Source organism: Xanthomonas cucurbitae (assembly GCF_002939885.1).
GTDB lineage: Bacteria > Pseudomonadota > Gammaproteobacteria > Xanthomonadales > Xanthomonadaceae > Xanthomonas > Xanthomonas cucurbitae.
This window is the reverse complement of the sequence record NZ_MDED01000015.1, coordinates 1-20,077: the sequence shown is the minus strand read 5'-3', so window position 1 is coordinate 20,077 and position 20,077 is coordinate 1. Positions and strand designations below refer to the sequence as shown.

19 protein-coding genes are annotated in these 20,077 nt (G+C 64.8%); 2 read left to right on the top strand and 17 right to left on the bottom strand.

The features are described 5' to 3' along the window. Positions 1 to 107: 107 nt before the first annotated feature. From XcuCFBP2542_RS09700 to XcuCFBP2542_RS09655, 10 genes are all read right to left on the bottom strand, one after another. The gene (locus tag XcuCFBP2542_RS09700) at positions 108 to 1,388 is read right to left on the bottom strand and encodes a dicarboxylate/amino acid:cation symporter (RefSeq protein ID WP_104603380.1); all 1,281 of its coding nucleotides are present in this window, start codon (positions 1,386 to 1,388) and stop codon (positions 108 to 110) included. A 332-nt stretch (positions 1,389 to 1,720) separates the two neighbouring features. Continuing rightward, a complete protein-coding gene (locus tag XcuCFBP2542_RS09695; RefSeq protein ID WP_158251445.1) occupies positions 1,721 to 2,980 on the bottom strand; it encodes a hypothetical protein in 1,260 nt (419 codons plus the stop codon). Between the two features lie 93 nt (positions 2,981 to 3,073). Then, positions 3,074 to 3,463 carry a 4-carboxymuconolactone decarboxylase gene (pcaC, locus tag XcuCFBP2542_RS09690; RefSeq protein ID WP_104603378.1) on the bottom strand — a complete coding sequence of 130 codons (390 nt, stop codon included), beginning with the start codon at positions 3,461 to 3,463 and terminating at the stop codon, positions 3,074 to 3,076. Further along, positions 3,460 to 4,917 (bottom strand): NAD-dependent succinate-semialdehyde dehydrogenase, encoded by a 1,458-nt coding sequence (locus XcuCFBP2542_RS09685; RefSeq protein ID WP_104603377.1) that lies wholly within the window; start codon positions 4,915 to 4,917, stop codon positions 3,460 to 3,462. The genes pcaC and XcuCFBP2542_RS09685 overlap by 4 nt, the downstream gene beginning before the upstream one ends. Positions 4,918 to 4,972: 55 nt before the next feature. Next, the gene (locus XcuCFBP2542_RS09680; RefSeq protein WP_104603376.1) at positions 4,973 to 6,364 is read right to left on the bottom strand and encodes a purine-cytosine permease family protein; all 1,392 of its coding nucleotides are present in this window, start codon (positions 6,362 to 6,364) and stop codon (positions 4,973 to 4,975) included. Between the two features lie 171 nt (positions 6,365 to 6,535). Further along, positions 6,536 to 8,005, bottom strand: a complete 1,470-nt coding sequence (locus tag XcuCFBP2542_RS09675) for an aldehyde dehydrogenase (RefSeq protein WP_104603375.1) — start codon at positions 8,003 to 8,005, stop codon at positions 6,536 to 6,538. A gap of 2 nt (positions 8,006 to 8,007) precedes the next feature. Next, positions 8,008 to 9,048: an LLM class flavin-dependent oxidoreductase gene (locus XcuCFBP2542_RS09670; protein WP_104603374.1), complete on the bottom strand. Its 1,041-nt coding sequence runs from the start codon at positions 9,046 to 9,048 to the stop codon at positions 8,008 to 8,010. A 1-nt stretch (position 9,049) separates the two neighbouring features. Beyond that, the gene (locus XcuCFBP2542_RS09665) at positions 9,050 to 9,967 is read right to left on the bottom strand and encodes a flavin reductase family protein (RefSeq protein ID WP_104603373.1); all 918 of its coding nucleotides are present in this window, start codon (positions 9,965 to 9,967) and stop codon (positions 9,050 to 9,052) included. Positions 9,968 to 10,008: 41 nt separating this feature from the next. Next, positions 10,009 to 10,803, bottom strand: coding sequence for an alpha/beta fold hydrolase (locus XcuCFBP2542_RS09660; protein ID WP_104603372.1), 795 nt, complete (start codon positions 10,801 to 10,803; stop codon positions 10,009 to 10,011). Next, positions 10,775 to 11,374 carry an amino acid synthesis family protein gene (locus XcuCFBP2542_RS09655; protein ID WP_104603371.1) on the bottom strand — a complete coding sequence of 200 codons (600 nt, stop codon included), beginning with the start codon at positions 11,372 to 11,374 and terminating at the stop codon, positions 10,775 to 10,777. The genes XcuCFBP2542_RS09660 and XcuCFBP2542_RS09655 overlap by 29 nt, the downstream gene beginning before the upstream one ends. A gap of 259 nt (positions 11,375 to 11,633) precedes the next feature. Between XcuCFBP2542_RS09655 and XcuCFBP2542_RS09650 the strand changes: the two genes are divergently transcribed. Then, the gene (locus XcuCFBP2542_RS09650) at positions 11,634 to 12,305 is read left to right on the top strand and encodes a GntR family transcriptional regulator (protein ID WP_104603370.1); all 672 of its coding nucleotides are present in this window, start codon (positions 11,634 to 11,636) and stop codon (positions 12,303 to 12,305) included. Beyond that, on the top strand, positions 12,305 to 12,619 hold the full coding sequence (locus XcuCFBP2542_RS09645) for a DUF1330 domain-containing protein (RefSeq protein WP_104603369.1): 315 nt from the start codon (positions 12,305 to 12,307) through the stop codon (positions 12,617 to 12,619). The genes XcuCFBP2542_RS09650 and XcuCFBP2542_RS09645 overlap by 1 nt, the downstream gene beginning before the upstream one ends. Before the next feature lie 101 nt (positions 12,620 to 12,720). On the opposite strand, the gene XcuCFBP2542_RS09640 is transcribed toward XcuCFBP2542_RS09645, so the two are convergent. The 7 genes from XcuCFBP2542_RS09640 to XcuCFBP2542_RS19365 all read right to left on the bottom strand — a co-directional run. Next, positions 12,721 to 14,454 carry a BatD family protein gene (locus XcuCFBP2542_RS09640; protein ID WP_104603368.1) on the bottom strand — a complete coding sequence of 578 codons (1,734 nt, stop codon included), beginning with the start codon at positions 14,452 to 14,454 and terminating at the stop codon, positions 12,721 to 12,723. Next, the gene (locus XcuCFBP2542_RS09635) at positions 14,451 to 16,271 is read right to left on the bottom strand and encodes a VWA domain-containing protein (protein WP_104603367.1); all 1,821 of its coding nucleotides are present in this window, start codon (positions 16,269 to 16,271) and stop codon (positions 14,451 to 14,453) included. Before XcuCFBP2542_RS09635 ends, XcuCFBP2542_RS09640 begins: the two co-directional genes overlap by 4 nt. Further along, positions 16,262 to 17,269, bottom strand: coding sequence for a vWA domain-containing protein (locus XcuCFBP2542_RS09630; protein ID WP_104603366.1), 1,008 nt, complete (start codon positions 17,267 to 17,269; stop codon positions 16,262 to 16,264). The genes XcuCFBP2542_RS09635 and XcuCFBP2542_RS09630 overlap by 10 nt, the downstream gene beginning before the upstream one ends. Further along, the gene (locus XcuCFBP2542_RS09625) at positions 17,266 to 17,727 is read right to left on the bottom strand and encodes a DUF4381 domain-containing protein (RefSeq protein ID WP_104603434.1); all 462 of its coding nucleotides are present in this window, start codon (positions 17,725 to 17,727) and stop codon (positions 17,266 to 17,268) included. Before XcuCFBP2542_RS09625 ends, XcuCFBP2542_RS09630 begins: the two co-directional genes overlap by 4 nt. A 2-nt stretch (positions 17,728 to 17,729) precedes the next feature. Continuing rightward, the gene (locus XcuCFBP2542_RS09620) at positions 17,730 to 18,692 is read right to left on the bottom strand and encodes a DUF58 domain-containing protein (protein WP_104603365.1); all 963 of its coding nucleotides are present in this window, start codon (positions 18,690 to 18,692) and stop codon (positions 17,730 to 17,732) included. 22 nt (positions 18,693 to 18,714) lie between these two features. Beyond that, complete coding sequence (locus tag XcuCFBP2542_RS09615) at positions 18,715 to 19,734, bottom strand: AAA family ATPase (RefSeq protein WP_104603364.1); 1,020 nt, start codon at positions 19,732 to 19,734, stop codon at positions 18,715 to 18,717. Next, positions 19,731 to 20,077 (bottom strand): hypothetical protein (locus tag XcuCFBP2542_RS19365; protein ID WP_211292992.1); only part of this gene is annotated, 347 nt, incomplete at its 5' end. The genes XcuCFBP2542_RS09615 and XcuCFBP2542_RS19365, both read right to left, overlap by 4 nt.

Here is a 20,077-nt window from a genome sequence, read left to right as displayed (position 1 = left end):
TCGGGAATCGGGAATCGGATGCAGCGTTGCGGGTTGGTCGATGGGCTCACCTTCGCGCCAGCCCGCTTTTACCGATTCTCGATTCTCGATTCTCGATTCCCGATTCCCTATTCCTCGCCCTTGGCCACCAGGGTCGTCAGCGCCAGATCCCCGGTCACGTTCAAGGCCGTGCGGCACATGTCCAGGAAGTGGTTGACGCCCAGGATCATGCCGATGCCCACCGGGTTGACCCCCACCATCGCGCAGATCAGCGCCACCACCGGCAGCGAGCCGGAGGGCACGCCGGCGGTGCCGATGCCGCCCAGGATGCAGACCAGCATCACCATGAATTGCTGGCCGAGGCTCAAGTCCACGTTGAAGAACTGCGCCAGGAAGATCACCGTCACGCCCTCGAACAACGCGGTGCCGTTCTGGTTGGCGGTGGCGCCCACCGTCAGCACGAAGCGCGACACCCGCGGCGGCAGGCCCATCTCGTCGGCCACGCGCAGGGCGGTGGGCAAGGTGGCGTTGCTGGACGCCGTGGAGAACGCCATCAACGTGGCTTCCTGGGTCTGCTTGAAGAAGCCCAACGGCGAGCGCCCGGCAAACTTCACCGCCAGCCCGTAGCTCACCACCATGTGCAGCCCCAACGCCAGCACGACCACGCCCACGTAGGCGCCCAGACGGATCAGCAGGTCGAAGCCAAACAGCGCGGCAAGATTGAACATGAAGCAGGCCACCGCATACGGCGCCAGGCGGATCACCAGGCCGATCAGGGTCATCGAGATCTCGAAGACGCCTTCGATCCCGCGCCGCAGCGTGGCGACCTTTTCATCGGCGCTCAGCACCATGCCCACGCCGAACATCACTGCAAAGAACATCAGCGACAGGATGGCGCCATTGCTGGACGCGGCGGCAATCACGTTGCTGGGCACGATCGACAACAGCATGTCCATGCCCTGCGGCTGGGTGCCGGAGCTGGAAATGATCTCGCGGGTGCGCTCGGCATTTTCCTGGATCAGCTGATTGGCCAGTTGCGGGTCCACCCCCGCACCGGGCTTGAGCACATTGACCAGCACCAAACCGAGCAGCACTGCAATGCCAGACAGCACGACGGTGTAGCCCAGGGTGCGCCAGCCCACGCGGCCCAGCGCGCGGATGTCGCCCATGTCGGAGATGCCCATCACCAGTGCCGAAAACAGCAACGGCACGATCAGCATGAAGATCAGATTGAGGAAAACCTGCGAAAACGGCGTGGTGACGTACTTGGTCGCCAGGCGCACCCAGTCGGCGTCGCTACCGGCCAGATAGTAGACCGCCAGCCCCAGCACCAGGCCCACGGCAAAGCCAATGCCCATCTTCCAGTGCAGGGGCAGGCCCGGGCGGCGTGCGGCAGGGGATGCAGTCATCTGGTCGGCCTTGATCTGAACACAAAGACTGGAGCTTAACAAACGCCATCGGTGCGACCACGCGTGGATGGCCCGCTGCGCGAGTTTTGCGGGGCGATAGGCAACCCCACAATTCCGTCTGGATGCTGAACATACTGGCGACTACCCGGCTGCCTTGGTTGGTTCGGCCTGGCGTAGACCGCCGCGCGAGCAATCGCAGTCGGCCTCTCATCGCAGGCAGTCGTCCGCTGGCCTGGATGGCGCGCAGGGCCTGCAGCAGACCCGTGGTAGATGCCGATCCCGGACACCGGCCACGCCTGCCTGGCGGCGGCGCAGCAGGGGGCTTGGCCGCTCTAGAAGTGGTAGCCAATGATCGAGAAAATGGATGTCTTCGTCCGGCCGTCGCCGCCTTGCGCTGCACCGCCGAGGTATTGGCCGGCACCGACGAAGGGATCGTTGCGCCCAACCAGTAGCTCGGTGGAAATCTGCAACGCAGCGCGCTTCCAGGCAATCCCCAGCGTCAAGCGCTCGCTGTCCTGGAACGCGGCCCGGTCCTTGAAGAAGCGTGAATAGCTGGCGTACGTGTTGAACGATTCGCTCCCCAGGGTGACCGGCATGCCAAATTCCGCAAACACCACGGTTCCGCAGGTTGCGATGTTGTACGACGCATCGAAGCCGCCGACGGTCACAATGTCAGGGTTCCGCACTCCCGACAGGTTGATTTGCTGGCGCGCGGCAAGCAACTTCGCGCTCCAGGACGTGGCCACCAGCTTGAGACTGGCGGCATACGCCAAACGCTGACCATCGCGATGACCGAGCCCGCTTTCGTCCACCAGCCGGGAGTGCAGGCCGGACACTGCGGCAGTGAGTTTCGCATCGCAACCACTGGCTACATCCCAATCGTAGGTGGCGGCCAGCAGATCGCGTTCGGAGGTATTCGTCCCATCGGGTACGTAACCGTCGGCCTGCACGAACGTGGTGGAGTAGCGGGCACCATCGCGGCTGAGACCCTTGCCGTTCGGCGTGGAGATCGGGTAATAGCCGGTGGACAGGCGATACCCTGGCCCGTCGTGCTTGTAGGTGATGCCCGGGGCATACACCTCTTCAAGACCGATCACGAATCCAATGCTACCCAACACCTGCGCACCCCAGTACTGATCGTCCAGTACCACCGGCGGCAGGCCTACCGCGATGCGATCGCCATTGGCAAGCCGGCGACCGGCGTACGCCTGCAGCGGGAAACCCACCTCGCCTGGATAGTTGCGATAGCCGGAGGTGGTTGGATACAGAAAGCTTCCGCCATAGAACCGGTACTGCGCTGACGCAAAATAATCGCGGCCGTCGAAGTCGGCCTTCAGGATGAAGGTGTCGAACGAAAGATGATCGGAGGTCCGCCGTTGGCCGCCGCCGCCGACGTCGTTGAAACGCACGTCCCAACGTGCGCGCAACACCGCACCGGCCGTCCAGCCAGCCGGCGCCACGGTCGCTGGAGCCGCATATTCCACTGTCTGTGCTTGCACGCTGGCAGAACACACCAAAGCCACTGCCAGGGCACTCGCGCACAAGCGCAATGGCAGGCGGGAGGGCAAAGCAAAACGATGAGCAATGGCCATGTTGAGATTCCCGGACAGGCGTGCAGACGGAAGGCAACCGCAGCCCCTCCGCCCGTCACGGCGGCAAGGCCACTGCATGAGGGAATGCCGCGTTTACGCCGGGTCAGCCGTATCGAACTCGGCGATCGCTTCCCGGGCGATGCGGAAGCTATCCACGGCCGCCGGCACGCCGCAGTAGACCGCTACCTGCAGCAGCGCTTCACGGATTTTTTCGCGGGGGACGCCATTGCGCAGTGCGCCTTTCACGTGGATCTTCAGCTCGTGCGGCCGGTTCAAGGCGGAAATCATCGCCAGGTTGATGAGACTCCGCTCGGAGCGGGCCAGATCGCTGCGCGCCCATACCGTGCCCCAGCAATATTCCGTGACCAGTTCCTGCAGCGGCTGGCTGAAGGCATCGGCCTGTGCCAACGCACGATCCACATAAGCATCGCCCAGCACTTCACGTCGAATCTGCAGGCCTTTCTCAAATCGTGCGTCGTTCATGCTGTCATGCCTCCGAAGATGGTGTACTTGATGTCAAGGAAGTCTTCGATACCGTACTTGGATCCTTCGCGCCCCAGGCCGGACTGCTTGATGCCGCCGAACGGCGCAACCTCGTTGGAGATGGCGGCACGGTTGATGCCAACCATGCCGTAGTCCAGTTGCTCACTCATGCGCCAGGCGCGGTCCAGATCGCGGGTATAGCAGTAGGCGGCCAAGCCTGAATCGGTATCGTTGGCCAGTGCCACGGCCTCGCTTTCAGTGTGGAAGCGGAAGACCGCCGCCAGCGGGCCGAAGGTTTCATCACGGGCGACCTGCATGTCCGCGACCGCGTCGGCAATCAGGGTCGGCGCGTAGAAACATTCACCGGCCGGCAAGACGTGCCCGCCCGCGAGCAGCCGCCCGCCTTTGGCCAGCGCGTCATCCACATGCGACTGCACCTTGGCCACTGCTGCCGGATTGATCAGTGGGCCCACGTCGGTGTCGGCATCCTCACCGGCGCCAACCTTGAGCGCGCTGATGCGCGCCTGCAGCGCGCTCAGAAAGACGTCGTAGACGGCATCCTGCACCAGGAAGCGGTTCACGCAGACGCAGGTCTGGCCGGCATTGCGAAACTTGGCCAGCATGGCGCCATCGACGGCGGCCGGGATGTCCGCATCGTCGAACACGATGAAGGGCGCATTGCCACCCAACTCCAGCGAGACCTTCTTGATGGTCTTGGCGGCCTTGCCATACAACAGACGCCCAATGGGAGTGGAGCCGGTGAAGGTGAACTTGCGCACATCGGTACTTTCGAAGAACGCTTCGCCGATGGCTTGTGCGTCGCCGGTGACCACGCTGAGCATCGCCGGCGGCACTCCCGCCTGCAGGGCCAGGTCGGCCAGTGCCAGCGCGGTGTACGGTGTTTCAGCCGCAGGCTTGACGATGCAAGGGCACCCAGCCGCGAGTGCCGGAGCCAGCTTGCGGGTAATCATCGCGGCAGGGAAATTCCACGGCGTGATCGCTGCGACCACGCCGATGGGCTGCTTGGTCACCATGATGCGTGCGTCGCCATGCGGACTGGGAATGATGTCGCCGTAGACGCGTTTGGCTTCTTCGGCAAACCATTCCACGAAACTGGCCGCGTACACGACCTCGGCACGCGCCTCGGCAAGCGGCTTGCCCTGTTCCAATGTGAGAATGGCCGCCAGTTCGTCGGCATGATCGACCATCAGCTGGAACCAGCGCTTGAGGATGTCCGAACGCTCCCGCGCCGTGCGGCTGCGCCATTGCGGCCACTGCGCTTGCGCCAATGCGATGGCACGCCGGGTCTCCTCACCAGCCATGCGCGGTACCGTGCCGATCACGCCTTGGGTAGCGGGGTTGAAAATGTCGTCGGTCTGGCCATTGTCGGCGGCGCACCATGCACCGGCGATCAGGGCCTTCTGGTGGAACAGGGCGAACGATTGAACGTCCATTGCGACCTCGTAGAATGGGCAAGCCACAGCGCGCGTGGCAGTGCGCGTGCAGCGCTCAGTTGACTGGAATGTTGGCGTGGCGTGGACTGCGCACCACGAGCAGCGCATAGCAGATCGCGCTGACGATCAGGCCGACGATCCAGGAAACGTCCACCCCACCGAACAGGCTGGCCCACGGCCCCTGGAAGAAGGTGTTGCTGATGAAAGGAACCTGCACCAGCGTACCGATGACATAGGCCGTCATCGCCTTGCCGTTGAACAGGCCGTAACGACCGCCGTCACGCGCGAAGATCGAGGCGATGTCGTACTTGCCACGGTTGACCACGTAGAAGTCCAGCAAGTTGATCGACACCCACGGGGCGAGGATGAACAGCAGCGCGAACACGGCGTTGATGAAGATCTCGATGAAGTTGGACGACGCCCACAACGCACATATCGTGGACACGGCCAGCAGCACGCACGACAGCGTGATCCGCGCCAGACGCCCCGGTGTCCACATGGGCGAGAAGGTCTGCAATGAAGTCACGCAGGACAGCACCGCGCCATACAGGTTCATTGCGTTGTGACCGATGATGTTGACCAGGAACAGGATCATCAGCACGTAGCCGAAGCCGCCGGTATGGATGCGCACGGCCTCCATGGCATCGGTCTGGCCACCTCCGCTGACTGCCAACATGCCGAAGGTGAAGGCCAGGATGGGCCCAAGCGATGCGCCAAGATAGGTGTAGATGAAGGGCTTGAACACGCCCACGCTGCGCGGCAATGCGCGCGAATAATCCGAGGTGTAGGGAGAGAAGCTGATCTGCCACACGCAGCCGATGCCGAACATGGAAACCCAGCCGGCTGGCGTGAAGCCACCTTGACTCAGCGTATCGGCGCTGAGGTTGGGCACCATGATGGCCAGGCCGATGACCAGCGCCCCGCCCATGAACCAGATGCCGATCCGGTTGAAGCTGTGAATGAAGGTGTAGCCGATGATACCGATGACGGTCGCCAGGGCCGCTCCCAGCACGGTCGCCAACGGCACGGGGATGGCGGGGATCACCGTGTGCAGCGTCTTGCCGGACAGGATGATGTTGGAGATGAAGTAACCCAGGTAGATGAGCGTGGTGAAGCCCACCACCAGCAACGAACCGAAGCGACCGAACTGCGCGCGGCTCTGGATCATCTGCGGAATGCCCGCCAGCGGACCTTGTGCCGATGCCAGCGCCAGGACGATGGCACCGAACAGGTGGCCGGCCACGATGGCGGTGATCGCGCTGACCACATCCAACTTGAAGGTCAGGATGGACATCGCTCCGGTGATGACCGCCAACGGCGCGATGTTGGTACAGAACCAGAGGGTGAACAGGTCACGGGGATTCCCGTGGCGCTGCTGGTCCGGGATGTAGCCGATGGAGTGACCCTCGATGGCGAAAACGCCGTCTTGCTTGTCTGCGATGCTCATGTTCGTTGATCCTTGGGCAGGATCGACCACGCCACCCGCAGACACTCTGCGCGGATGTGGACCGATTCAGTCATCAGTTTGGGAGCACTGCAACGCCCATCGAGGGGGGAAGGCGGGCAGTGCCGGCGGGTGACGCGTTGGAGTGCCGCCAATGCGGAAGAGCACAGCGCCCTAGCGCATCACGAAGGGGTCATCCATGGGCGTATCGGAGGTGCGTAACCACACCGTCTTGGTGGTGGTGTATTCCAGGGCCGCCGCCGCGCCACCCTCCCGGCCGTGACCGGAGAGGCCGAAGCCGCCAAACGGGGCCAACGGAGAGATCGCGCGGTACGTATTGATCCAGACCACGCCGGAGTGGATCGAACGGCTCAAACGGTGGGCGCGGCTCAGGTCGCGGGTGAAGATGCCGGCGGCCAGTCCGAACGAGGTTCCGTTGGCCTTGGCCACTGCCTCCTCCTCGCTGCGGAAGACATCGACCGACAGCACCGGTCCGAACAGCTCGGTGGTGATGCTGTCTGCCTGCGGGGTGTGGCTGCAATCAAGAATGGTGGGCGGGAAGTAATAGCCCGGTCGTTCGAGGCGGGTGCCACCGCAGAGCAACCTGCCCCCCTGCTGCAGGGAGGAGGCAAGCACCTGTCCGATGTGCTGCAACTGGCGCGCAGTGCATAGCGGGCCGAACTCGGTGTCGGCTTCGCCGGGGGCGCCGATGGTAATGGCAGCCACTTTCTCCAGCAGTTTGGCCAGGAAGGCGTTCTTGATGTCGGCATGGACGAGCAGCCGGGAACCGGCCACGCAGCTCTGTCCACTGGCCGCAAAAATCGCCGCCAACTGCGCGTTCACTGCACTTTCCAGGTCAGCATCGTCGAACACCACGAACGGCGATTTGCCCCCCAGTTCCAGCGAAACACGGGCCAGGTTGTTCTGGCTGTTGCCCACGATATGCCGTGCCGTTGCCGGGCCTCCGGTAAAGGCAATCTGGGCCACTGTGGGATGCGCGCTGAGCACCGCGCCGCATTCCGGGCCGAAGCCGGTGATGACATTCACCACGCCCGGTGGAAAACCGGCGTCGTGCAGCAACTGCGCGAAGGCCAGCAGCGGTGCCGGCGCGTCTTCCGAGGCTTTCAGCACCACCGTGCAGCCGACGGCCAGTGCCGGACCCAGCTTCACTGCCGAAAGGAACAGCTGGCTGTTCCATGGCACGATGGCAGCCACCACGCCGATGGGCACGCGATTCAGCCAGACCTGCATGTCCGGCTTGTCCACTGGCACGACGCTGCCTTCGATCTTGTCGGCAATGCCGGCGTAGTAGCGATAGTACTCGGCGATGTAGGCAATCTGGCCGCAGGTTTCGCGGATGATTTTGCCGGTGTCGCGCGTTTCGATCGCGGCCAGCTCCGGTGCCGCCTTCTCCAGTAGGTCTGCCAGCCGGTACAGCAGCTTGCCGCGCTGGGAGGCGGTCAAGCCGGCCCAGGCTGGCGCATGCAGGGCGCGGTCGGCCGCCTCGACGGCACGCTCCACCTGCTCGCGACGCGCCTCGGGCATGCTGGCCCACGGTTCGCCTGTGGCAGGGTCCACACTGTCGAACGTGGCCGCCCCAGCCTCGAAGTGACCATCGATGTAGAGTTCGAATGGACGGGTCATGGTCAATCCTGGAAGGCAGGCATCACGTCACGGACCATTCGCAATAGCGAGGCTTTCTTTCGTTCAAAGCTCATGCCGGTGTCGATCCAGAACGCGTATTCGTCAAAGCCCATCGCCTCGTACGCCTTGAGGCGAGCAATCACCTCGGCAGGCTCGCCGATGACGTTGTTGCGACGCATGGCCTGGGCCGAGTACATCGGATGGGCGGCGATCTCTTCCTCGCTCAGCGGAGCGATCAAGCCCTGGCTGATCTCGCGCTTGTTCATGAACCACGCGCCGAAGTAGTTGTAGAACACGTTGATCTCATCGGCCGCCAGTTGGGCATCGGCCTCTGAGTCCGCTACGTAAGTGTGGCGCAGCAGCATGATCTTCGGGCGCGGCACCTCGGTGAATTTGGCACAGGCCGCATTGAAGTGACCGATCAGCTTTTCCACTTCCTCGTCACCGAAGTGGAGCGGAGTGACCTGCACATTGCAGCCGTTTTGAACGGCGAATTCGTGACTATTGGGGTCGCGCGCGGCCACCCAGATCAGCGGATGTGGCTGTTGCACGGGTAACGGAGCCGAGGTCGTCTTGGGAAACTGCCAGAACTCCCCGTCGTGGGTGTAGTCGCCCTTCCACAGCCCCTTGATGGCGGGAATCAGCTCGCGCAAGCGCTGGCCCGCAGCCCAGGCATCCATCCCCGGCATCAGACGCTCGTACTCGAACGAGTACGCACCGCGCGCAATGCCCAGATCCAACCGGCCATTGGAAATGATGTCGGTCATGGCCGCTTCGCCGGCCAATTTGATCGGATGCCAGAACGGGGCCACCACAGTGCCGGTGCCCAGGCGGACGTTCTTGGTCTTGTTGGCAAGATCGACGAGGTTGAGCAGTGGGTTAGGGGCAATGGTGAAGTTCATGCCGTGGTGCTCGCCGGTCCAGATGGCATGCATGCCACCCTCGTCGGCGATCTTGCACAACGAAATCATCTCGTCGTACAGCTGCTGTTGGGCTTGCTGGTCCGAAACCCGTTCCATATGGATGAACAAGGAAAACCGCATCTCAACTCTCCCTTCCAATCAGTTCTTTGACCACCCCGTGGGTATGGTCGCCGTAGTAGGTGCCGTAGGTTTTCAGCTCGCGTTCCCGGCAATAGCGTTGCAGCATGCTTTTGATGGCTGCATCTGGAATGTCCAGCCCCGGAACGTCCTTGAGTTCGACGTAGATGCCGTCGGTGGCGCTTGCGTAGGGGGTGCTGCACAAGAACGCCACGAACTGTTGCTGCGTCCGGGTATCGGTGTAGACCGAGTAGACGAAGTTGGCCGAGGCCCCACGCTGGTAGCGGGCGAAGATGCGCTCCAGCGCTGCATCGGCGCCTTCGTTGCCGGTGGCGACGGTCGGCAACGTGTAGCCTCCCGACGGCGCGGCCACCAGCAACACGCGATTTTCGTGCGCGATGATCGCGCTGATGAGCATCTTGGCGTCGGCGATGACTTCGCTGGCGATCTTGGCCGGGGTGAAATAGCCGCCGCGGTAGTAACCTAGCCCTGGCCGGCCAGCGGCATGGAAATCTTCCACCAGTCCAATCAGGATGGCGTGGTCGCCAGCCTCCACCACCTTGTGCATGGTGCAATCGAACCAGGCGCTGACATCCTCGAGTACCGGGTTGCCGCGAGCGCTGCTGGACCAGGTAACCGAAGCGAAGCGGTCCGGGTGACGGCGCGCAAACGTGTTTGACGCCTCCGTCTGCGCCTCGGCCAGGATGTTCACCGCAAAGCGCTCCGCGCCGGTGAAGTTCTCGAAGTTGCCTGACATGCAGGCGATGCTGACCAGCAACAGTGGCGGATCCAGCGAGACCGAACTGAACGAATTGGCGGTAAAGCCGATCGGCTCACCGTCGGCGGTCACTGTCGTCACGATGGTGACGACAGTCATGAACGAACCGAAGGCATCCCTCAGTTCTTTTGGATTGATGGCCATATGTTCCCTCCAACCGATGGCTCAAGTGGTGTATCCGGTGGTCAGCGCGTCGTGGTCTCCAGCCATTCGGCCATTGCCGCGTTGACTTTGGCCGGTGCGGTCAGATTGACCATGTGGCGTTCGTCGGGAATGACCACGGCCTTGGCATTGCGCGCCAGCCGGGCCATCGTTTCGGCCATGGCCGGTGTGGAATTGCCATCGTCGGCGCCGGTCAGCGCCAAGGCAGGGCAGGTCACTTCGTTCCAGCGACTTGCGTAGCTGGCATCGCCGCGCGCGAATGCCCGGTAAGCGGCGGCATACCCTTGCATGTCGACATTCTCCAGCCAGCTGCGAACATCCTCGACCAGCGAAGCGTCGGTAGATTCTTCGCAGAACCAGCGTTGCAACGGGGTGTCGACATCCAGGCGGCCACTGACAAGCTCGTTGGAGCGGGCGATCACCGCCGCACGGGCCGCCTCGGTCCGCAGATGGACACCGTTGATGACTGCCAGACGCTTGACCAGATCTGGTCGCTCGATCGCCACGCCTGCGGCGATCAACGCACCCATCGAATGTCCGGCCAGATTCACCGGGCCCAGATTCAGTGCGCTGATGAACGCCGACATCCAGGACACGTAATCGGTCAGCGCCGGTTCGCCCGGCAACAGGCTGCTTTGGCCGTGGCCGGGCATGTCCACCGCCACGACCCGGAACGTGCCGGCAAAGCGGTCGATCTGCGGCCCCCATGCGGCGGCCTGCATGCCCACGCCGTGGACCAGGACCAGGGGTTCCCCCCTTCCCTGCTCCAGATAGTGGACCTGACGGCCGTCAGACAGCGGCAGGATTCGAGACGTCATGGCCAAGCTCTTTGAGATCCTGATAACGGTCGCCGATGCGATGGTGCGGACGACCGGTGGTTGCTGCACCCAGCACGATCACCAGTTCGTCGGCAGCCGGTGCATCGGAAATCGCAAACTGCACCGTGAGGTAGTGCGAACGGCGACCTTCATCGTTCTTGTCCATCATCGGCAACACGATCGGGCTGTTGGCCGGGCCGCGCGTGTTGGTGAAGGCCAAGTAGGACTTTGCCTTGACCGCGTTGCGATAGATGTTGCCGAAATGCAGCGTGTGGATGAGCGCCGAGGCATGTTCCAGTTCGCCGCTCAAGCCGACCAACGCGCTCTTGCCGAAGGCCTCCACCGCATCGCCGGAGCCGAGCTCGCCCAGGATCAGGTTCGTGAGGTGCTGGCTCAGCTGCGGCCCCAGCGCCCTGATCTCCGGCGAGAGATCCTCCACATAGCCGCGACCGGCCCACGGATTCTGGATCACCGCTGCGGCGGCAATCAGCTTGAGCGGCTTGGCCGCCACGCGACCACCGTCGACATGGACGGTTTCAATATGGAGAACGGTTTTTCGTATCAGGCTCATAGAGAACTTCCTGGTGTGCGGAGCGGCGACATCTTTTGGAGTACCGTATGTTGGTATACTAGTGAAACGGACGGTAGCATGCCTAGAAAACGGCTTGCAAAACACCTATCCGTATTCATTTTCGATCTTCGGCGGACAGCATCGACGGAGTCTTCCGAGCCTGCTATTCATCATTCGTGTTTGAATAGCAAAGACGCTGGAACGCGACGAGATCGGCCCGACATGCGCGACGGCCAGCTGAGAGGAAGCACCAACCATCATGAATCTGAGAATCGACCACACCCCGGTGACACTTCGGGAGAAATGCCAGGAGAAATTGCGCAACGCGATCATCACAGGCTATTTCCCGTCGGGGGCACGGCTGGTGGAACGCACCTTGTGCGAACAGCTGGGTGTAAGCCGTTCGGTGGTGCGTGAGGTCATCCGCTACCTGCAGGCCGAAGGGCTGGTTGAGATACTTCCTCAAAAAGGCCCGATCGTTGCCGTGCTCAACTGGAATGTGGCCAACCAGGTCTACCGGATCCGCATGGTGATGGAGCAGGCGGCCGTCGCCGACTGCGTGCGAAACCTCACCGATGAATCGGCCAGTGACATCATGCAGGCGCTTGAACGGCTCCGGCTGTCGTACGATTCACCCGAAATCGCAAACGTACTTGAAGCATTGTCTGCCTTGTACGAGACCATCTTTCGAGTAGGCAACAACCCTATCGCGTGGGAAATTGTCCAGCGCCTCAATGGCCGTATCAGTCGCCTGCGTGCGATGACGATGACCCACACGGCACGAGAGAAAACCGGATTCGAACGAATTCGTGCGATCTGCGAGGCAATTTGTGTACAGCGCGATGACGCCGCTGCGCGCGATCGGGTGGCCGAACACATCAGGGAAGCCCAAGCCATCGCATACACCCTTCTTGAAGGAGAACCCCGCTGATGGCGGCTTACTGGATTGCCCACGTCACCGTTCTGGATCCGCACAACTACCAGAACTACATGAGTTTGGCACCGGCGGCCTTTGCCCAGTACGGAGCCAGATTCCTGGCGCGCGGCGGACCATCGGTCACGCTGGAGGGCCAGGAGTTACAGCGGCACGTCGTCATCGAATTCGAGGATTTCGCCACGGCGCAAGCGTGTTACCACTCCGAGGCGTATCAACAGGCAAAAGCGCAACGAGACGGATGTTGTAGTGCACACATCGTCATCGTCGACGGCATCGCGTCACTCGAAGCGCCTGTTCCCCGGCAATAACTGCCAGGATCGGCAACCCGTGATTGCGCGCGTCCCTCAAGACTTCGTGCCTGCGCAAGATCCAGAGAGCCGCGCGGCGATGGCAGTCGTCTAGCCGCCGATCAGGGCGCTGGCGGATACAACGGCGCCAACACGTCCGGCTCTGCCGCGCTGGCATTGCGCCAACGCGGCCCCTTGGCAAACGCCTCACGCAAGGCGGCGCGGGCAGCGGTCACATCACCATCGCCACCCCAACGGGCCCGCTGCATGCGGACCACGGCGGCACGCTGGGTGGGATCGTCCAACGCAGCCAGCACGCCATCCATCTCGGCAACACCGGCCATGCTACACAGTACAGTCGCGATATCGTCCATGCCGCCGGTATCCAGGGCGCGATGCAATTCAGCCACGCCACGCGCAGCGCGTCGACCCGAGGCCTGCGCTACTCCCCCTGCCGGGCGCGATGCCGTCCCTACACCGGATCGCCGCCGCAGCGCCCAGAGCAGGGTTGCGATCCAGAGCGCTGCAAACCCGGCGGCCAGACCGATCCAGCCCCAAGGTGGCGGCGCCGACTGCCATCGTTGCAGCGTCGCGTTGTCGGCGAGGGGGGCGGTGACGTTGGTCGGCTGGCTGGGTGCTGGCGCACTGGCGGGGACTGCAAAAGCGCCGCTACCGGGTGCCACCTTCAATATGATGTCCGGCAACGTCGTGGTGCGCGCTTCGGCGACGGTGACGTCCCACCACGCTAACTGCAGCCCCGGGATGACCAGTTGCCCGGCGCGATTGGGGACCACCGAATAACGACGCGTCACCCGCAACTGCGGCGAACCGTCCACAAACCGTTCGTCGTACTGCGGCGGTTCGGCAAACACCTGTGCATCCGGCACGCTCGGCGTGGGCAGGTCCGGGAACTGTGCCTGCGTGGCGCCACGTGCACTGGCCTCCACCACGAACTGCGCGGCCTCGCCGGCAGTGGCGCGCTGCGGGGTGGCTGTGTAGCGCAACTGCAGGCTGCGCAGCGGCAACCACGGTTGCGGCGCGTTGGCCGGCTGCGCCCGCACCTGCAGCGCAATGCTGGCACTGCGCGCGCTCAGCTCGCCGTTGCCACGGCCGAAGTAATCGTCGAAGAAACCGCCCACGGCACGGCCAGTGAAGCGCGCCGAGGGCAGCAGCAGACGCCCGCTGCGCTCGGGCACCAGCAGGTAGCGCCGCTCCACCACGTTGTATTGACGCCCGTTGACCAGCTTGACCGAACTGACGTCATCGCCAATGCGTTGCAGCGATGCGCCATCGGGCGCTTCCAGATCCAGCTCGCCGGAGGCCAGCTGGTTGGCGTAATACAGGCGCACCACCACGCCTACGCTTTGCTGCACGAAGGGCTGCGGGTCGTCCACCTGGGTCTGGACGAAGGCCTCTTCGTTGCCCTGCGCCGCACTTGGCCCGCTTGCGGCGCCAGCGCCACTGTCTGCGGCATCGCTCGCCGAGCCCACCACCTGCAACCGCAGCGGCTCGGTGCGCTCGCCGCCGACGCGAATCGCCGGCACGATCAACGCACCGCTCTTGCGCGGCGTCAGCACCACGCCAAACAACGCGCGGACCGTCACCCCACCGTTGGCCACCTGCATCTGCTGGTTGGCGCTCTTGGCGCCCAGTGCGAAGTCATTGCGCAATGGCGCGTAGTCCGGATCGACACCGCGCTGATCGGTTTCGATGTTCAACGTCACCGCATCACCGGCATTGACGCTGTCGCGGTCCAGCCAGGCGCGCGTCACCGCGCCCAGCGGTGCGCAGAACACCAGCGCGGCGCTGCTCAGCATGCCGATCGCCACACGGCGCAAATGGTATGTGCCGATCATCGTCCGTCCCGTTGCCTGCGTTCGTATTCCAGCCTGAATTTGGTCCGCAGCAGGCTGCCCGGATCGTCCGGTACCCGCCGCAACCATGCCTCCACCGCCTGGCGCTGTTCGCGTTGTTCCGGCGTTTCGTCCGCCACTGCCGCTTCCGCCCTGCCCTTGGCATCGGCGCCCTTGTCGCCGGCCTGCGCCATGGCCTGCTGCATCTTGCGGCGCTGCGCTTGGTCGGCCTGTTGTTGCGCCTTGGCGTCGGCCGACTGCGGTGCTGCGTCCTGCGTGTTCGGCTCGCCCTTGCCATCGCTGGACTGCGGGGCCTGCGTCTTTCCATCCTGCGACCCAGACGGGGCAGACGATGGATCCTTGCCCTCCTGATTGCCTTGCGCGTCCTGCGGCTGCTGTCCATTCTGGCCCGCGCCCCGAGTGTTCTGCGGGTTCTGGCCGGCCTTGTCCTGCCCCGATGGATTCTGATCCTTGGACTTGCCCTGCCCGTCCTTGTTGCCCTGCTGCTGCCGCTTGCGCGCTGCATCGACCGCAGCGCGATTGGCGATGGCATCGGCCTGGTTCGGATGGTGCTCGAGCGCGCGATCGTAGGCCGCAATCGCCTCGTCGTAGCGGCCTTGCCGTGCCAGTGCATTACCGAGGTTGTAGAGACCTTCGTCGGTCGGCACGCGTTCGAAGGCTTTTTGCGCGGCGGCGAAATCACCGCGCCGGTAGGCTTGCACGCCAACATCCAGGCGTTGCTGCTGTACCTGGTCGGCGCGTTGCCACAGCGTGCCATCGGCTGCCCGTGCAGGCTGGGCCAGCGGCAGGACACACACCAGCGCCAGCAGTGCCACCACCGCACGCCGACGGAATGCAAGCAATGCCAGCGCCATCACCGGCAGCACCAGCCAATAGCCTTCGTCCAGCCAGGTCTTGCCGCCGTTGGCGTCGGCGGTCTCTTCGGCCAACGACTGTTGCGCGGGATCGAGCACGCCCAGCGCCTGCAGATCCGCATCATCGGGCGTGATTCGCGCATAGCGCCCGCCGCCCTGACTGGCCAAATCGCGCAGAGCGGATTCGTCCAGGCGTGCCTGCGCGATCTCGCCACCTGCGGTGCGATAGGCAGCGCCGCGCGCACCGCCCACGCCCAGGGCCGACACGCGGAAGCCTCGCGCACGCGCAGTGCGCGCCGCACTTTCTGCCGAACCGTCCGCGCCATCGCTCAGCAGCAGGATCTCGCCCTGCTTGAAGCCGGCCTGTTGCAGCAGGCGAGTCGCCGCATCGATGGCGCGGTCGGCGCGTTTGCCATCCACCGGCATCACCGATGGCGAGAGCGCGTCCAGAAACAGGGCCACATTGCTGGCGTCTTCGGTCAACGGGGCGACGGTAAAGCTTTCGCCGGCATACACCAGCAGCGCGACATCGCCGCCGGCGCGCTTGCGCAGCAGCGTGGCCAGCTTCGCGCGCGCCTGCAGCAGCCGCGATGGCGGCAGATCGGTTGCATTGCTGCTGGAGGACAGATCCAGCACCATCACCAGGGGCATGCTCGAATGAAACACCGGGCGCTCGGTCTGCCGCCAGCTGGGCCCGCTCATCGCCACCACCGCAAGCGCGTAGGTCAAGGCGGCCAGCACGAAGCCCAGCCACCCGCGTCGGCCACCGGCGACCAGCAAGCCAGGCAATAGATGCGCATCCACGCTCTGCCGCCATGCGTTTGCGCTGCGGCGACGCAATTGCCACAGCACCGCCGCCGGCACGATCGCCATCAGCGCCCACAGCCAGTCCGGACGCAGGAGATGCAATGCGGCGAGTGGGCTGGTCAGCACCGTCATTGCCATCTCCGTGGCAACACGAACGCCAGCAACGCCACCATCAGGGCCGCACCCAGCGGCCAGTAGTAGCGCTCCACGCGTGGCTGCACCGACGGGCCCAGCGCCTTCACCGGCTCCAGGCGATCGAGCTCGGTGTAGATTCCGGCCAGCTCGGCGGTATCGCGGGCGCGGAAGAAGCGCCCGCCCGTCTGCTCGGCGATCTTGCGCAGCCCCTGCTCATCGATATCGTCATTGCCGCCGGCCGGAATCGGTACGCCGAACAAGGAATAGCCGCCACTGCCACCGAAGGCAATCGTGTGCACGCGCACCCCTTCGGCCTTGGCCAGTTCGGCCGCCTTCAAGGGATTCAAGACGCCGGCGGTGTTGACGCCGTCGGTAAGCAGCACCACCACGCGCTGGCCCTGTGGCTGCTCGCGCAGCCGCTTGACCGACAGCGCAATGGCATCGCCGATGGCGGTCTCGCGCCCGGCCAGCCCAACCACGCTGTCGGCCAGTTGGTCGCGCACGGACGTCAGGTCCGTGGTCAGCGGAGTCAGCGCATAGGCGCGCTGTCCGAACACCAACAGGCCGACGCGGTCGCCATCGCGCCGATCAAGAAAATCCGACAGCACCGCCTTGGCCGCAGTCAGGCGGTCCACCACGTTGCCGCCCAGCACCATGTCCGGCTCGCTCATGCTGCCGGACAGGTCCACCGCCAGCATCATCTGCCGCGCCTCACGCGGCGGCTGGATGACCTCTCCCAATTGCTGCGGGCGCGCCAACGCGGCGCACAGCAGGAACCAGCCCAGCCAGGCCAACCAGCGCGGCATGCGAAGCGCGGGCACACGCTGCGCCTGCGCGACCGCGCGTAGTTGATCGGCATACGGCACGCGCAATGCCGCCGCATCGGCGGCGCGGCGCGGCCAGAACCGCATCAGCAGCGGCAGCGGCATCAGCCACCACGCCCACGGCCAGGCGCACTGCGCCAGCGCGTCCTGCCATTGCGACCACTGCAGCCAGTTCATCGCCGCCCCCGCATCAGCGACAGGAAGCGTTGCCGCACCAGCGCCTGGACGGCCTCGATGTCGGCCACCGCCGGCGTGCGCTGGAAACCACCTTCCAGCAGCGCGCGGCCCGGCCCCTGCGAAAACGCCTGCGCCTTGCGCTTGCGGCCGTCCAGGAACTGCAGCCATGCCTCGCCCTGCAGGCGGTCGGCGTTTGCATCCACCGTGCGCGCGGCACGTCGCAGCAACGCCGACAGCGTTGCCAGGCGCTGCGCCGGCGTCGCCGCGCGGCGCAGCTCGGTATCGAACGCCGCCAACCAGCGGCGTTGCTGGCGGCGACGGCGCCACCACCAGAACCAAGCACCGGCCACCACCAGCGCGACAACCGCGATGACCAGCCACCAGCCCGGCGCCAGCGGCCACCAGCCCGGCGACGGCGGCAGGTGCACATCACGCAGTGGCAGCGATTGCGGTGCCATCGTCATGCGCCCCGCACGGGTGGGCCGCCACCCAGCCAGGCATCGCTGGCATCCTCGGTGGACAGGCGATGCAGGCGCACGCCGCGTGCTCGCAGCAGTGCGGCCAGATGTTCCACGGGCGCGACGAACTCGGCCTGCCAGCGCGCGCGCGCGGACTGGCTGGCCAGGTCCAGCGCAATGCGTTCGCCGCGCACATCGAAACTCAGCGCGCGCGCCGGTGGCGACAGCTCCAGCGGATCGACCAGCACGATCACCACCACCTCGTAATGCAGCGCCAGGCCGGACCACCGGGTCACGGAAATCGCGCTAGCACTGCGCGCATCGGCCAGTACGGTCAGCCGCGCACCGGGACGCAGCAGGCGCGCGGCATGGTCCAGCGCGACCTCCAGCCCGGCATCGCCGGACGGTGGCTGGGCGTACCAGCGCGCCAGGGCGTCCAGCACCGGCAACACGCCACGCTGCCCCGACCGCGGCGCAATCGGCGCTTCGCTGGAGGTACCGCGCAAGGCGGCGATGCGGTCGCCCTGTCGCTGTGCCAGCCACGCCGCCACTGCCCCGGCGCGCGCCGCCTGTACCGACTTGTAGCGCACCCGCGTACCGAAGAAGAGCGCCGGCGAGGTGTCGGCCACGATCAGGCTCAAGCGCTCGCGCTCGGCCTGGAACAACTTGGTATGCGCGCGCCCGGTACGCGCAGTGACGCGCCAGTCGATATGCCGTGCATCATCGCCCGCCACGTACTCGCGCGACTCGGCGTATTCCATCCCGCGCCCACGCGTGGTCGCCGGCACCGGACCCACCAGGCCATGCCGGCCGCGTCCGGGTTGCCCGCGATGCAGCGCGGTGCCACGCAATGCGATCAGCTCCGCAAGACTCGGGCGCAGGCCGTCGCCGGCAACGGACGAGGCGGGATGTGCGGGGGGCGGAGACGGCATCGAAGACATCGGAGTGGGGCGGGAGGACGGCATACCTGGGCAACGCGCTACCCGATCAGGGCAGAGGGATCTTTTCCAGCAAGGCGGATACCAGACGCTCGCCATCCCAGCCTTCGGCAGTCGCCTCGTAGCTGGGCAACACGCGATGGCGTAGCACATCCGGAGCGATGGCGCGGATATCGTCCGGCGTCACGTAGTCGCGCCCGGCCAGCCATGCACGCGCACGCGCGCAGCGCTCCAGCGCGATCGAGCCACGCGGGCTGGCGCCCCAGGCGATGCGCCGCCCCAATGCAGGGTCGTAGCGCTGTGCATCGCGCGAGGCGAGCACGATCTCGATCAGATACCGTTCCAGTTGCGGCGCCAGGTGCACATCCAGCACCACTCGCCGGGCCGCGAACACATCTTCCAGCGGAATCTTGTCGGAGACGGTCTCGTGTTTTTCCAGCGTATCGCGCGCCGCCTCACGGGCCAGGCGCAGGATCTCCGCCTCGGCGTCGGCCTGCGGGTATCCGATGCGCACATGCATCAGGAAGCGGTCCAGTTGCGCTTCGGGTAGCGGAAAGGTGCCTTCCTGCTCGATCGGGTTCTGCGTTGCCATCACCAGGAATAGCTGCGGCAGCGCATAGGTGTGCCGGCCCACGGTCACCTGCCGTTCGCCCATCGCCTCGAGCAGGGCCGACTGCACCTTGGCCGGCGCGCGGTTGATCTCGTCGGCCAACAGGATGGGATGGAAGATCGGCCCCGGCATGAATTCGAACCGGCTGTCCTGCGGGCGCCAGATCTCGGTGCCGGTCAGATCGGCCGGCAGCAGATCCGGGGTGAACTGCACCCGCGCAAAATCCGCTTCCAGCCGCGAGGCCAGCGCACGGATCGCCGTGGTCTTGGCCAGCCCGGGCGCGCCCTCGACCAGCAGGTGGCCATCGGCCAGCAAGGCAATCAGCAGTCGCTCGACCAACGCCGACTGGCCGACGATACGCTGCGCCAGCGACTCGCGCAGGGAGGTGAATTGACGATGCAGCCGGTCCTCGGCGGGCGCGGCAGCGGCTTCTGGGGGGAGGAGCGGCGGTGCGTTCATAGGTCCAGTGTGACCGATCCGGGCGCGATTGGTTCACTTCCGACCTGGAAGATGTTCAGTGAGTGATCGGGGTCATGCTCGCTAAAACTGCGACCATTGGTATTGGCTGCTTCGCTGCATTTTCTGATCGCGCGCCGTGCTGGCGATTCAGTCGCAACGTAGAAACGGACGACGACCTGAAAAGGATGGGCGACGTTCACCGCCCCGTTCCGGCGTACAAAAACGCCGCCGCAAATGGAAAAGCCCGGCATTGCCCAATGCCAGTCAGTTAAGCCCCGAGGGGAGCTGATCCAGTAAAAAGGGAACGTGTTCAACACGTTCCCTTTTTTGCTTGATGAGCCTG